General features: G+C 68.7%; 8 protein-coding genes. 6 read left to right on the forward strand and 2 right to left on the reverse strand.

The annotated features are described in order from the left end of the window. The first annotated feature begins 80 nt into the window (after positions 1 to 80). Positions 81 to 2,150 carry an acyl-CoA dehydrogenase family protein gene (locus tag BMW26_RS02330; protein WP_056276610.1) on the forward strand — a complete coding sequence of 690 codons (2,070 nt, stop codon included), beginning with the start codon at positions 81 to 83 and terminating at the stop codon, positions 2,148 to 2,150. A gap of 132 nt (positions 2,151 to 2,282) precedes the next feature. Further along, positions 2,283 to 3,329 carry an NAD(P)-dependent alcohol dehydrogenase gene (locus BMW26_RS02335; RefSeq protein WP_053098655.1) on the forward strand — a complete coding sequence of 349 codons (1,047 nt, stop codon included), beginning with the start codon at positions 2,283 to 2,285 and terminating at the stop codon, positions 3,327 to 3,329. Positions 3,330 to 3,478: 149 nt separating this feature from the next. Here BMW26_RS02335 and BMW26_RS02340 read toward each other — a convergent pair whose 3' ends face one another. After that, the gene (locus BMW26_RS02340; protein ID WP_056276614.1) at positions 3,479 to 4,153 is read right to left on the reverse strand and encodes a GntR family transcriptional regulator; all 675 of its coding nucleotides are present in this window, start codon (positions 4,151 to 4,153) and stop codon (positions 3,479 to 3,481) included. Then, on the reverse strand, positions 4,153 to 4,872 hold the full coding sequence (locus BMW26_RS02345) for a GntR family transcriptional regulator (RefSeq protein ID WP_083569263.1): 720 nt from the start codon (positions 4,870 to 4,872) through the stop codon (positions 4,153 to 4,155). The genes BMW26_RS02340 and BMW26_RS02345 overlap by 1 nt, the downstream gene beginning before the upstream one ends. Before the next feature lie 201 nt (positions 4,873 to 5,073). Here BMW26_RS02345 and BMW26_RS02350 point away from each other — a divergent pair, with 201 nt between their 5' ends. The 4 genes from BMW26_RS02350 to BMW26_RS02365 all read left to right on the forward strand — a co-directional run bounded on the left by BMW26_RS02350 (position 5,074) and on the right by BMW26_RS02365 (position 13,645). Continuing rightward, the gene (locus BMW26_RS02350; protein WP_198032370.1) at positions 5,074 to 5,730 is read left to right on the forward strand and encodes a GntR family transcriptional regulator; all 657 of its coding nucleotides are present in this window, start codon (positions 5,074 to 5,076) and stop codon (positions 5,728 to 5,730) included. Positions 5,731 to 5,788: 58 nt separating this feature from the next. Then, positions 5,789 to 6,355 (forward strand): DNA-3-methyladenine glycosylase I, encoded by a 567-nt coding sequence (locus BMW26_RS02355; RefSeq protein ID WP_053098659.1) that lies wholly within the window; start codon positions 5,789 to 5,791, stop codon positions 6,353 to 6,355. Between the two features lie 169 nt (positions 6,356 to 6,524). Continuing rightward, a complete protein-coding gene (locus BMW26_RS02360) occupies positions 6,525 to 7,655 on the forward strand; it encodes a serine/threonine-protein kinase (RefSeq protein WP_232224522.1) in 1,131 nt (376 codons plus the stop codon). Continuing rightward, a complete protein-coding gene (locus BMW26_RS02365; protein ID WP_072590659.1) occupies positions 7,655 to 13,645 on the forward strand; it encodes an Ig-like domain-containing protein in 5,991 nt (1,996 codons plus the stop codon). The genes BMW26_RS02360 and BMW26_RS02365 overlap by 1 nt, the downstream gene beginning before the upstream one ends. The last annotated feature ends 34 nt before the right edge of the window (positions 13,646 to 13,679 follow it).

Consider the following 13,679-nt stretch of genomic DNA (forward strand, 5'->3'; position numbering starts at 1 on the left):
GATGCGCACACAGCAGTTCGCTCCTGGTTGTGGCAGACCTACCATGGGAGTATCCCTACTTCCCTCTGAGAGGAACGCTCATGGTCGACGCCGCCGTCCGTCCGAAGACGACTCGCCCGCACACCGACAGCGCAGATGCGAACCTGAGGTTCGATGTCGCCCGGGTCACCGATCTGCTGATGGGCACCTGGGCTGACACGCGCCGCGAGGCGCGCGAGCTGATCAAGGATTCGGCGTTCTGGCGCGATGACGCGCTGAGCAAGGACGAGCACCGCGAGCGTGTGCTCAGCCAGCTGCACCTGCTCGTCGAGAACAAGGCAGTGCACCGGGCGTTCCCGACCGCACTCGGCGGAGAAGACAACAACGGCGGCAACATCGCCGGCTTCGAGGAGCTCGTCGTCGCCGATCCGAGTCTGCAGATCAAGTCGGGAGTGCAGTGGGGGCTGTTCGGCTCCGCCATCCTGCAGCTCGGCACCGCCGAGCACCACGAGAAGTGGCTGCCCGGTGTCATGGATCTCTCGATCCCCGGCGCCTTCGCGATGACCGAGATCGGGCACGGCTCCGACGTGGCAGCGGTCGGCACCACCGCCACGTACGACCCGAGCACCGAGGAGTTCGTGATCAACACGCCGTTCCGCGGCGCGACGAAGGAGTACCTCGGCAACGCGGCGCTGCACGGCGTGGCGGCGACGGTGTTCGCTCAGCTGATCACGAACGGCGTGAACCACGGGGTGCACTGCTTCTACGTGCCGCTGCGCGGCGAAGACGGCGTCGATCTTCCCGGCATCGGTCGTGAGGATGACGGACTCAAGGGCGGACTCAACGGCATCGACAACGGCCGCCTCAGCTTCGACCACATCCGCATCCCCCGCACGAACCTGCTGAACAAGTACGGCGATGTGGCGGCCGACGGCACGTACTCGAGCGCGATCGACAGCCCCGGTCGCCGCTTCTTCACGATGCTCGGCACGCTGGTGCAGGGACGGGTCTCGCTCGACGGCGCCGCGTCGTGGGCTTCGGCTCTCGGGCTCAAGATCGCGATCACCTACGCGACGCAGCGCCGCCAGTTCGACGGAGCAGACGGCCAGGAGGTCGTGCTCATGGACTACGGCAAGCACCAGCGCCGCCTGCTGCCGCGCCTGGCGACGACCTACGCGCAGATCTTCGCGCACGACGAGTTCCTGCAGAAGTTCGACGGCGTGTTCTCCGGCCGCATCGACACCCCTGATGACCGTGAGGACCTCGAGACCCTGGCGGCAGCCCTCAAGCCGCTGTCGACCTGGCACGCGCTCGACACCCTCCAGGAGGCTCGCGAGGCCTGCGGCGGAGCGGGCTTCATGTTCGAGAACCGTCTCGTGGGACTTCGCGCCGACCTCGACATCTATGTCACTTTCGAGGGCGACAACAATGTGCTCCTCCAGCTGGTCGGCAAGCGGCTGCTCACCGACTACGCCAAGCAGTTCACCGGCAAGGATGCTGCGGCCCTGGCCAAGTTCGCCGTAGGCATGACCGCCGGCAAGCTGTTCCACGGCGCAGGCCTTCGTCAGTTCGGCCAGTCGGTCGTCGACCTCGGTCAGGTCTCGCGTTCGGTCGAGAACGGTCTGCGTGAGGAGCAGCAGCACCAGCTGCTCGCCGAGCGCGTGCAGCAGATGGTCGCCGACATCGCCGGCCGGCTGCGTCCGGCGGGCAAGGACAAGGCCCTCGGCGCGAAGCTGTTCAACGAGAATCAGGCCGAGCTGATCGAGGCGGCCCGTGCGCACGGTGAGCTGCTGCAGTGGGAGGCGTTCACGGATGCCGTCCACCGCGTCGACGACGCCGACACCAAGAAGGTGCTCACGTGGCTGCGCGACCTCTTCGGTCTGCAGCTCATCGAGAAGCACCTCGCCTGGCACCTCATCCACGGGCGTCTCTCGACGCAGCGCGCCGCCGCGGTCTCGCGATACATCGACCGACTGTGCGCCAGGCTCCGTCCGTACGCACTCGACCTGGTCGACGCGTTCGGCTACGAGCCGGAGCACGTCCGGGCGCCCATCGCATCCGGCGCCGAGCGCGTGCGGCAGGACGAGGCTCGGGAGTACTACGCGGCGCTCGCGGCATCCGGTGACGCCCCTGTGCTGGAGAAGGCGCTCAAGAAGAACGCGAAGCGCTGAGGTTTCCTCGTCGCTCCGCTGACGAAGGCCGGGATCAGTGGTCCCGGCCTTCGTCGTGGGCGGTCAGGTGCCGCAGAGGAGGGCGCGAGTAGTGTCGATCTGGCCCATCCGCACCGATCAGAGGAGTCCGAGATGACCCGTGTCACCGCCTATGCCGCACCCAGCGAGGCCGCACCGCTCGAGAAGACCGTCATCGAGCGTCGCGAGCTCGGCCCGAACGACATCCTGATCGACATCGCGTTCGCCGGCATCTGCCACTCCGACATCCACACGGTGCGCGGAGACTGGGGGCCGCAGCAGTACCCGCTCGCACCCGGACACGAGATCGCCGGAACCGTCGCGGCCATCGGATCGGATGTCACCAAGCACGCCGTCGGCGATCGGGTCGGCGTCGGCTGTCTCGTGAACTCGTGCGGAGAATGCCGCAACTGCCTGCGCGGCGACGAGCAGTTCTGCTCCAACGGTGCGATCTTCACCTACGGCAGCACCGACCGTGACGGCAGCGTCACTCAGGGCGGATACTCCGAGCAGGTCGTGGTGACCGAGTCCTTCGCCGTGCGCATCCCCGACGCGCTCGGGCTCGACGTCGCGGCACCCCTGCTCTGCGCAGGAATCACCACGTACTCCCCGCTGCGGCACTGGAACGTCGGACCCGGCACGCGCGTGGCGGTCGTCGGCCTCGGCGGACTCGGCCACATGGGCGTGCAGATCGCGCACGCTCTCGGAGCAGAGGTCACCGTGCTGTCGCAGACGCTCAGCAAGAAGGATGACGGCCTCCGTCTCGGTGCCGATCACTACTATGCGACGAGCGATCCCGAGACGTTCCGCTCGCTGCGCGGGTCGTTCGACGTCATCCTCAACACGGTCAGCGCGGTCGTCGACCTCCGCGCCTACCTCGGTCTGCTCGACGTGGGCGGGTCGATGGTCTGCGTGGGAGCCCCCGCAGAACCGCTCTCAGTGAACGTCTCGTCTCTGATCGGCGGGCGTCGATCGCTCGCGGGGTCCAACATCGGCGGCATCCAGGAGACCCAGGAGATGCTCGATTTCTGCGCCGAACACGGCATCGCAGCCGAGATCGAGATCATCAGCGCATCGCAGATCAACGAGGCGTACGAGCGCGTGCTCGCCTCTGACGTGCGCTATCGCTTCGTGATCGACGCCGCGACCATCGCCGACTGAGTTCCGGAGGGGGTCCTCGGGGTACGCCCCAGGGGACCCCCGTCGGTTGCTCCCCTGGGACCGTTCGCGCAGTGGGTGCGGCGGTGTGGGTCGGGGTGGTGCTGGGCCTGTGCGGCAGGGCGGCGCGGTAGCCGTAGCCGTAGCCGCGCTCAGTTCGCGGGATCCGGCTCGCGGTAGTACTCGAGGAAGTTGACGCGCGTCGCGGCGTGCAGCTCGTGGATCAGATCTCCGGCTCGTTCGCCGTCACGGGCTTCGGCCGCTGCAGTGATCGCGCGGATGAAATCGCGCGCCTGGAGAGGCGTGACGAGGTTCTCGCGAGGCGTGAGGAAGCGCACCAGCTGCAGCGACAGGGTCTCGGCCTTCGCTCGCAGCACGGAGTTCGTCGCGGCGCGGACGACGACGAGGAAATACCGGCGGATCGCTCGTCCGAGAGCGGCCGCGTCATCTGCATCCACCGCATCCTCGACATGCGCCAGCTCGCGACGCAAGTCGGCGATATGCGCATCCGCGAGGTCGGCGGTGGTGGTGCGGGCAAGGTGCTCGTGGATCACTCCGATCACGAACAGGCTCTCGTTGATCGCCGCGACGTTCACCGGGGCCACCCGGGTGTGACGGTGCGGCACCAACTCGACGACGTCCTCCTCGGCGAGTCGATTGAGCGCCTCGCGGATCGGGGTTCTGGACGACCCGAGCCACGTCATGAGCTCCTCGTCGTGGAGAACTTCCCCGGGTTCCAACGTCCCGTCGAGGATCGCCCCGAGGATCGTGTCGTAGACCTCGTCGCGAAGCAGCCGCCGCGGCGGAGGTGTGTCCCTCGTGGGCATCACGCGTCCTCGCTTCCGCGCCGCTCAGCTGTATCGGCGCCAGCAGCGACCTGCGGGCTCGATTCGGCCGCATCTCGTGCCTGCACGCTTGCGGCCCCTGCAGTGAAGTACGCCTGTGCGGCCAGGGCTGCGGCATCCGCGTTCCCTGTGGCGGCGGCGGAGGCAAGTGCGTCGAGCGCGGCCGATGTGTCGGTCGCGTCGAGTGCGCCGGGTCGAGCGGTGATCATCCGGGTGACGTGCGGCACCGACTTCTCGCGGATGCGCTGAACGAGGGTGTTGCGGTAGCGGTCGACGAACACGTTCATCAGGTTGTTCACGATCCGTGCGCGTTCGAGGGCGTTCGAGGTCCGGCTCACCGTCGTGTGCAGGTCGGCGATCTGCGTCCGGTCCGCGTCGGTGAGGAGCGGGACAGCCTCGCGCACCGTCGCCGCGTACACGACGCCGAGCATCTCCATCTCCTCTGCGAACCTCGTGGGATCGAGAGGTGCGATGCGGGTGCCCCTCTGCGGAAGCACTTCGATCAGCCCCATGCCGGCGAGCCGGTTCACCGCCTCCCGGATCGGCGTGCGCGAGGCGCCCAACCAGCTCTCGAGCTGCTTGTCGGAGATCGGCTCTCCTGCGGCCAGGTCACCGGCGACGATGGCATCCAGAAGCGTGTCGAAGATCTGGTCGCGCAGCAGCTTTCGGGGCATTTGCGCCGGGGTCTTGGGCACAGGCATGGGTCAATGCTAGTCGGAATCATCTGGGTACCTGATATATCAATCGCCCGCAATATATACCCATGCCCTGTCTCTCGGTGGATGAGGCGACGACTTCAGGCAGGGTGCCCGAGCATTGAAATATCAGATGATTTGTGTCCGCGGCTCACTTATGTCATCCTCTAATCATCCAATATGTTAGTTGATGAGAGCGATGTGATCATGCCCATGGGCTCCCTCGAGGACCAACTGCGCCCGCAGCTTCTCAGCGGTCTCGCATACGAGCGCCTGCTCGCCGAGATCGTGAGCGGCCGCATCCCGCCCGGCCAGCGACTGCGGCTCGATCTGCTCGCCCACGCGTGGGCCGTCTCCCGGACGCCGGTGCGCGAGGCGCTGCAACGGCTTGTCGAGATGCGGTTCGTCCAGGTGTCTCCGAGCGCCGGAACTCGTGTGGCGGAGTGGTCGCGCGCTGACATGATCGAGCGCGCCCACGTCGTCGGTCGCCTGATCGTCGAGAAGAGCTGCATCGGCCCGCCCGTGCGCACGCACCAGCAGTCGACGCGACTGGCGGACGAGACCTGCGAGCTGCTCGGCTACCTCGAGCTCTCCGAGATCCTCATCTCGCGGGAGCTCGGCCGTCTGGGCCCCCGCCTCGCCCGCGACCACATCGACCCGCTGCGGCTGTTCGTGGATCCGCAGACGGCCCGCCACCACGGCATCGATCTCGACACGGATCGGGCCTCCCGCCGCCGTCTCCTCTCCGCCGCCCTCGCCGCCATCGAACGACAGGATGCTGCCGCGGCGCGCGAAGCCCTCGACGGGTTCTCGACGTCGTTCATCGACGCGCTCGGATCCGGCCCCGCAGAGGCCGCTGCGTAGTCCCGGCAGGAGAGCCGGCATCACCCGCCGTGTCGGTGGCGGCGGCTAGCGTGGGCTCATGACGTCTCTGATCGCCGGCCCCGACCTCCGCGACCGATGCGGGTGGGTGGGCGACGACGCCGAATACCGCCGGTATCACGACGAGGAATGGGGCACCCCGCTCCACGGCGACCGGGCGCTGTTCGAGAAGATGGCCCTCGAGGGGTTTCAGGCGGGGCTCTCGTGGATCACCATCCTGCGCAAGCGCCCCCGGTTCCGCGAGGTCTTCGCCGGCTTCGAGCCCGAGCGGGTCGCCGAGTTCGACCGATCCGACGTCGAGCGGCTCATGGCGGACGCGGGGATCATCCGCAACCGGGCGAAGATCGAGGCCACCATCGGCAACGCCCGAATCGTGCGCTCGATGGCAGACGGCGAGCTGGATGAGCTGATGTGGTCGTTCGCGCCGGCATCGGGACCGCGGCCCGCATCGTTCGCGGATGTTCCGGCGGTGACGCCGGAGTCTACGGCGATGAGCAAGGAACTGCGTCGTCGCGGCTTCCGATTCGTGGGTCCGACGACGATGTACGCGCTCATGCAGTCCGCGGGCATGGTCGACGATCATGTCGTCGGGTGCTGGCGCGCCTGACCACCGAGGCGTGCTGGGCGCGCCCGCCGTGTCGGGGCGAGTGCAGGGGCGATCGCCCGCCTTCGGGATCGTCCACACCCTCGATATACTCGTGGTCGGGGGGATCGCCCAGCGCGGCGCGCAGGGATCATGCAGAGCGCGGTCTCCCGACCGACCGTGAGGAGCATGGGTGGCCACGCGCATGGCATCGACACCGCCGACGCTGGCGGGGTACAGCTATGTGCGTCCGCTCGGATCCGGCGGGTTCGCAGATGTCTTCCTCTACGAACAGGACATGCCGCGACGCGTCGCCGCTGTGAAGGTGCTGCTGGCGGATGCCGTGAACCGCGAGGTTCTCCGCACCTTCAACGTCGAGGCCGACATCTCGGCGCGGCTCAGCGCCCACCCCTCGATCGTCACCATCTATCAGGCGTCCATCTCTGCAGACGGTCGGCCGTACTTCGCGATGGAGTACTGCCCCGACACCATGAGCGCCCGGTACAAGAAGGCGCCGCTGGCGCTCGCCGAGGTGCTCGACACGGGCGTGCGCATGGCAGGCGCCCTCGAGACCGTGCACAGGGCCGGACTCCTGCATCGCGACATCAAGCCGTCCAACGTGCTCATCAACTCCCTCGGCGCCCCCGTGCTGGCCGACTTCGGCATCGCGGCCGCCGTGATAGACGAGGGCGACGTAGAGACCATCGCGATGTCGGTGCCGTGGAGCTCGCCGGAGGTGCTGCAGGAGCGCGTCTCCGGATCCGTCCCGAGCGAGATCTGGAGCCTCGGAGCCACCCTGTACACGCTCCTCGCGGGAAGAAGCCCGTTCGAACGCGCCGACCGAGGCTCCAACTCCCGCGACCAGCTCACCGAGCGCATCATCAAGGCGCGCTATACCGCGGTGCCGATACCCGGCATCCCGCCGATCATCGACGAGATCTTCGCGACCGCGATGCACCGTGATCCGGCCAGACGGTTCGCAAGCATGGCCGACTTCGCGGAACGCCTGCGCTGGGCGCAGTTCGAGCTGGGTCTGCACCCGACGGCCTTCGAGGCGGCGTCCGCTGAATGGGCCGCAGCAGCGCCCGTCAGCTTCTCCGACTCCAGCGCCCGCGGCCCGGTGATCACCACCGTCGCCCCCGACTCGCGACGTGCAGTGCGCGCCGCGAAGCAGCAGGCGATGCCGCGCGACCGCGACGAACTGCCCGCCGCGCGTGCGAAGACCCGCTCGCCCCTCGTCGCCGGCGTGATCGGCGCGTTGATCGGAGCAGCGGTCCTCGGTGGCGTCGGCGTCGGCGTGCTCTACCTGACCGGGGTCCTGTGATGGCCATCGGCGACCGCGCTCGCGCGGAGGCGAACCCCCGATCGCGCGGACGCCTGATCGCGGCCATCTCGGGTGTCGCCGCCCTGGCGGTGGTGCTCACGCTCGCCATCACGGCCCAGGGATACCAGTCGCAGGAGGTGCCCCGCCTCGAGTCGTCCGTCTGGGTCATGCGCGACAGCGGCCAGTACGCCCGCGTGAACACCGAGCTCGCCGAGATCGACACCGTGCGCAACGTCGACGATCCCGAGGCCGTCTGGCAGAGCGGCTCGGCGGCCGTCATCTACGCCCAGGGCAACAGGCAGCGGTGGGATCTCGACCCCGCGAATCCCGCCGACCTGCTCTCCGACGCGTCGGATGAAGGCACGCCGATCGCTTCCGAGCCGACGCCGGCGGGCACGCGGGAGATCCTGTCGGCCGGTGCCTATGTGGCGTATCGCACCGACACCGGCCAGGTATCGGTCACCACTCTCGAGGCGGGTGCCGCCACTGCTCTCGTCGACCCGTTCGCGGGCGTCGAGGTCGAGGAGGGCGAGGACCCTCCGACGTACACGGCGGATGCGATCGGGCTGTCGCCCGCGGGCCTGCTGGTGCTCTTCTCCGCAGACGAGGGCGCGATCCGCCGGTTCGACATCGACGAGCACCGCTTCCTCGGCGATCCCGAATCCGTCTCGCAGGCTCCGGATGCCGCAGAGGGCCTCCTCGTCACGGTCGTGGGCGACCGCTGGGCGATGCTCCAGGCGGGCACCGGCGAGCTGTGGCTGCAGGGGCGCGACGAACCCGTGGAGCTGGACGTCGCTGAGGACGCGCGTCTCCAGGAGGGCGCTGAGTCGGGCGCGAACGTGTCGATCGCCGACTCCGACGGACTCGTGTCGGTCGATCTGGATTCCGGAGAGTCGGAGCGGGTCGCTGACGCGTCGGGCGTGCCGGCGACGCCGGTCGTCGTCGACGGCGAGGTCTATGCCGCCTGGCTCGACACGGGTGCGGGCACTCTGTGGGCAGGTGGCGAGACCGTTCCGCTGCGTGTTCCGGACGAGGCCCTCGACTCTTCGACGATCGAACCGGTCTTCCAGGAGAACGGCGATCGAGCGGTGCTGAGCGAGATCGGCACCGGACTCATCTGGACGGCCCCCGACGGCGTGCTCATCCCGCTCGAGCAGTGGGCGATCGAAGACGACACCGAGCAGCAGGAGGGCACGATCATCGTCGAGGACGTGGCCGAGCAGATGCCGCCCGTCGCCGTCGACGACGCATTCGGTGTCCGTGCGGGCGAGCAGGTGATCCTGCCGGTGCTCCTCAACGACCACGATCCGAACAAGAAGGACGTGCTGTCGATCGATCCCGAATCGGTCTCGGGCGGGCTCGGCGACCCGGCGTTCGGAGACCTGACCCTCGTCGCGAACGGGCAGTCGCTGGTGGTCGACGTCAAGGCGGGCTCGGGGCAGGCGAGCTTCACATATGCGGTCACCGACGGCGCCGCGGTGTCGGCTCCGGCGACCGTGACCCTGACCGTCGTCGATCCGGAAGCGAACTCCGCGCCCGTGTGGTGCGGAGTCGACGCCTGCCAGCAGGAGTGGCCGACGCCCCAGCTCCTTCCGGGCGGCAGCACGGTCGTCTCGGCGTTGTCGGGCTGGGTCGATCCCGAGGGCGATCCGTTCGTGCTCAGCGATGCCTACGAGACCGATTCCTCGTCGCCCGTCATGGTCGTGCCGATGGCCGACGGACGGGTGGCCATCCGCCACACCGACCCGAATGCCGCGGATGCCGTGATCTCGGTCACCGTGGTGGTCGAGGACGTGCACGGTGCGACCGCGGAGAAGACCCTCGATGTGCAGGTCACAGGGAGCCCGGCTCTCGTCGCCTCGCCGGTCGCGCTGACCGCGCGTGTCGGGGAGCTCCAATCGGTGCGCATCTCAGATCATCTGTCCGGCGGCTCCGGTTCGTATCGTCTCGTCGACGCCGTGCAGACTGCGGCGACCGCGCAGGGGCTCGAGGTCAACCCGAACGCGGCATCCGGCACCGTCGAGATGACGGTGGCCGAACCGGGGCAGTACGTCGTCACCTACACGGCTCAGGACGTCACTACCCAGGCCGAGCAGTCGGCCGTCATCCGCATCACCGCGGTCGACGGATCCGCGGGCCTCGCGATGGCACCGCTGACCGCGTTCGTCCGCGAGGGCGAGGACACGACGGTCGACGTCATCCGCGCCGTGCAGAACACCAGTGGTCGGGTGCTGATGCTGGCCGATGCGGTGAGCTCGACGCCGCAGCTCGGCGTGCGTGTGGTCGGCAACGAGAGCATCCGGGTGAACGGCACCACGGAGGACGGCGAGCCCGGGGTCATCGGCAAGGCCACCGTGACGATCGCCGACGGCACCGGTGCCGCAGTGCAGGGAACCGTCACGGTTTTCCTCACGCCGCCGTCGACGGTGACGCGTCCGATCGTCTTCCCCGACGCGATCACCGTGCGCGCAGGTTCGCTCACGCGCATCGCTGTCACGGCCAATGACGTGGCGCCGCGAGGGGAGCCCCTGGTCGTTCTCCCCGAGGTGACCGGCTCGGGCGAATCGGGTGAGCTCGTCTTCGCCGACCGCAACGCGCTGCGCTACCTCGCACCCACGACGCCCGGCACCTACCGTCTGTCGTACTCGGTGTCACTCGAGCGCAACCCCGCTCTCGCCGACAACGGTGTCGTGACGGTCACGGTCGTGCCTCCGGGCACCAACCGTGCCCCGACGCCGTCGACCCTGACCGGCCGAGTCCTCAGCGGTCAGACCGTGTCGCTGCCCGTGCCTTCGACCGGCATGGACAGCGATGGCGATCGAGTCGTGCTCGCGGGCGTCGACCAGCCCCAGAAGGGTGCGGGCACGGCGACGATCTCGGCCGACGGCGACGCGATCGTTTACCGGGCGCCCGCGGGCGGTGTCGACGGCGGTCAGGTGAGCTTCGGTTACACGGTGCGCGACCCGCAGGGCGAGCAGGGGACGGGCACCGTCCGCGTCGGCGTGCTCGACGCGGACATCGATGACGCGGCGCCCGTGACCTTCAGCGATTACGTGCGCGTCGAGGCCGGGTCGACGACACCGATCGTCCTCGACCCGCGTCTCAACGACCTCGATCCGGCGCAGAGCGAGCTCGAGATCACCGAACTCGTGCCGAACGCGCCACCGGTCAAGGGGAATCCGCTCTACGACCGCCTGAACGCGCTGATCGATCCCGACACCTCTCTCGAAGACGGCCGTGTCGTGCTGCGCGCGGGGGACACCGCCGGCACGAACTCCTACTTCTATACGGTCAGGTCCACTCGCACATCCAGCACGTCGCAGGGTCTCATCGTCGTGACCGTGACCGACGGTGCGGTCGCCGACCAGCCGAGCGTCGCCGACACGGTGCTCACTGCGCGCGATCGGGAGGAGCTCCCGGATCGCGGCATCGACGTCGTGACCGATCGTGTCAGCTGGCCCTCGGGTGACGCCTCCTCCCTCACCTTGAGCCTGTGGGGCGACCAGCCCGGGTTCACTGTTCAGGGGAACCGCATCGTGGGCGCCGCCCCCGAAGACGGCGCGCTCGTTCCGTTCCAGCTGAAGGGCGAGGGATCGGGCGGCAGAGCAGTGGTCGCCTACGGGTTCCTGCGCATACCCGCCTTCGACGACATGCAGGTCCAGCTCAAGCCTGGCTCGACTCCTGTCGTGGTCGACGAGGACGCCTCGGTCTCGTTCGATGCGGCCGACTATGTCGACCTGACCTCCTCAGATGCCCTCGAAGTGGGATCCGGGCAGTTCACCGCGCAGCGGGCGGCCGCATCGTGCTCCGCCGAGGGCTCAGGCAGCGTGACGTATCGCGCCGGCCGTGAAGCGCCATGGTCGGACACCTGCCTGGTCCAGGTGCGGTTGCAGGGGCAGGAGCGCTGGTCGTTCATCGACGTGCCGATCAGCATCCGTCCTGCCGAGCCGCAGCTGCTGCTGTCGTCGATCTCGCACACGATCGCCCCCGGAACCACCGAGACGGTCGACATGTACGCGAACATGGCCGCGTGGGAGGGCGGACGTGAGGGTGACGCGGGATCCCTCGAGTACCGGATCGTCTATTCGGGCTCGGCCTTCATCGTCACCCGAAACGGGCCTCAGCTGACCATCGAGGCACGCGCAGACGCGCGACCCGGCAACGCCGAGAACGTCAGCGTCACGGTGCCCCAGTACGGCGAGCCGTCGGCATCCGTCCGCCTCGTCGTCGGAGCCGCGCCACCGGATGCGCCGCGCGGCGCGACCTTCACGAAGCAGTGCATCGTGACGAACCCCAGCTGTACCATCGACGTCGTCGACGTCGCCGGCGAGTACGACCCGTTCGCCGGGAAGCCCGGATCGGGCCTCCGACTGATGTCCCTCGGCGGGGGCACACGATGCGATGTCGCGTCGATCTCGACTTCGGGAAGCAAGGCGATCACGGCGAGCTGGCCCGGCGGAGGGCAGGCGCCGGGTGGACAGTGCATCATCCCCTTCGTCGTGCAGGATGCGCAGGGGCGCACCGGCACCGGAACCCTGACCCTCGATCTGCAGGGCTTCCCGCAGGCACCCGCCAGCGTCACGACGGTCGGATTCACCCGCTCGACCGTGGTGCTCGACGTGCCCCTCGGCGAGGCCGGTCGCGCGCACCCCGGCGTCACGGGGGTCGAGATCCTGCAGGACGGAGCGCCGGCGAACGCGTCGTGCAGCCCGGCGGCAGGTGCCTACCGGTGCACGGTGAACGGACTCGTCAACGGAGCGCCGCACGTCTTCACCGCGGCGGCCGTCAACGCGGTCGGCACATCGGCTGCGACGTCACCGCACACCAGCTGGGCGTACGCCGCCCCTGTGGTGTCGAAGGCGAACGCCACACCCGTCTATCGCCCCGGCAGCACGGAGCGCGGGCGCGGCATCGTCGCTCTCGCGGTCGATGCGTCGGACGACTCCCTCGCGTTCCGCATCGAGGAGACCGGGCAGGTCATCAACCGCACCGGCGCGACGACGACGGCCGACATCGCGCTGGCGCCGGGCCCGCAGAACATCACGATCGTCCCGATCAGCCAGTTCCAGCCGCCGACGGGCGATGGTGGAAACGAGGGCGGAGCCTTCCGCACGTCCGTCACCGCTGCGGGAACCGTCTACTTCGACCCCTCGGGAGCACGCGCGATCGCGACGTCGAACACCTCGATCGACGTCTCGGGAGTGGCAGCGCAGCCGAACGGCAGCGCCCTCGGCATCGACGTCGTGTACCTCGCCTGGCGATCGGGCAACGCGAGCTGCACCGCTGACGGCGACGGTCGTCTGCAGGTCTCGGGTGCGGAGGCGCAGTCTTCGTCGCCCACACTCACCAAGCTCGCCGAGTACTCGACCTACAACGTGAAGGCGTGCGCATCGAACGGCTTCGGCGTCGCCGAGTCGGCGACCACCCAGGTCTTCACGTTCACCTTCGTGGAAGGCCCGAAGGGCAACACGAGCTACACGATCGCCACCCAGCCGTCGGTCCAGGACAACCGCTATTCCTACCGGCTCGAGTCGGCGCCCGACATCGCCGTGCGAGACGGCTTCGTTCCGCAGTACTACATGTACGGGTCGTGGCGGTCGGACTTCCAGCTGAGCACCGACTCATCACCGTTGCCGGTCGGGGCGCGCTCCTGCCACGCGGTGCTGCGGGAGTACTGCTCCGATTCGGTCGAGATCTCGCCCCGGACGGCGCCGACGACGGTGGCGGTCGAGTTCCGCGAGTGCGTGCCAGCCAACCCGGATGACGCGTTCGTCGTCAGCCCTGCCGCCCGCGGGTCGTACTCCCTCGCCGTGACTCCGAGGATCGTCGACGGCATCTCCATGGTCGACATGAAGATCACGTGGACGGGCGCTTTCAGTTCGCTCAAGCCGATCACGCACCGCGTGACGCTGTGCACCCAACCGGAGCCGGAGCCGGAGGATCCGAAGGACCCCGACAAGCCCGCCGACCCCGCCGATCCTGCCGGATGAACCCGCCGCGATGACGACTCCCTCCTCCCCACCG

This window comes from Microbacterium sp. 1.5R (genome assembly GCF_001889265.1).
Lineage (GTDB): Bacteria > Actinomycetota > Actinomycetes > Actinomycetales > Microbacteriaceae > Microbacterium.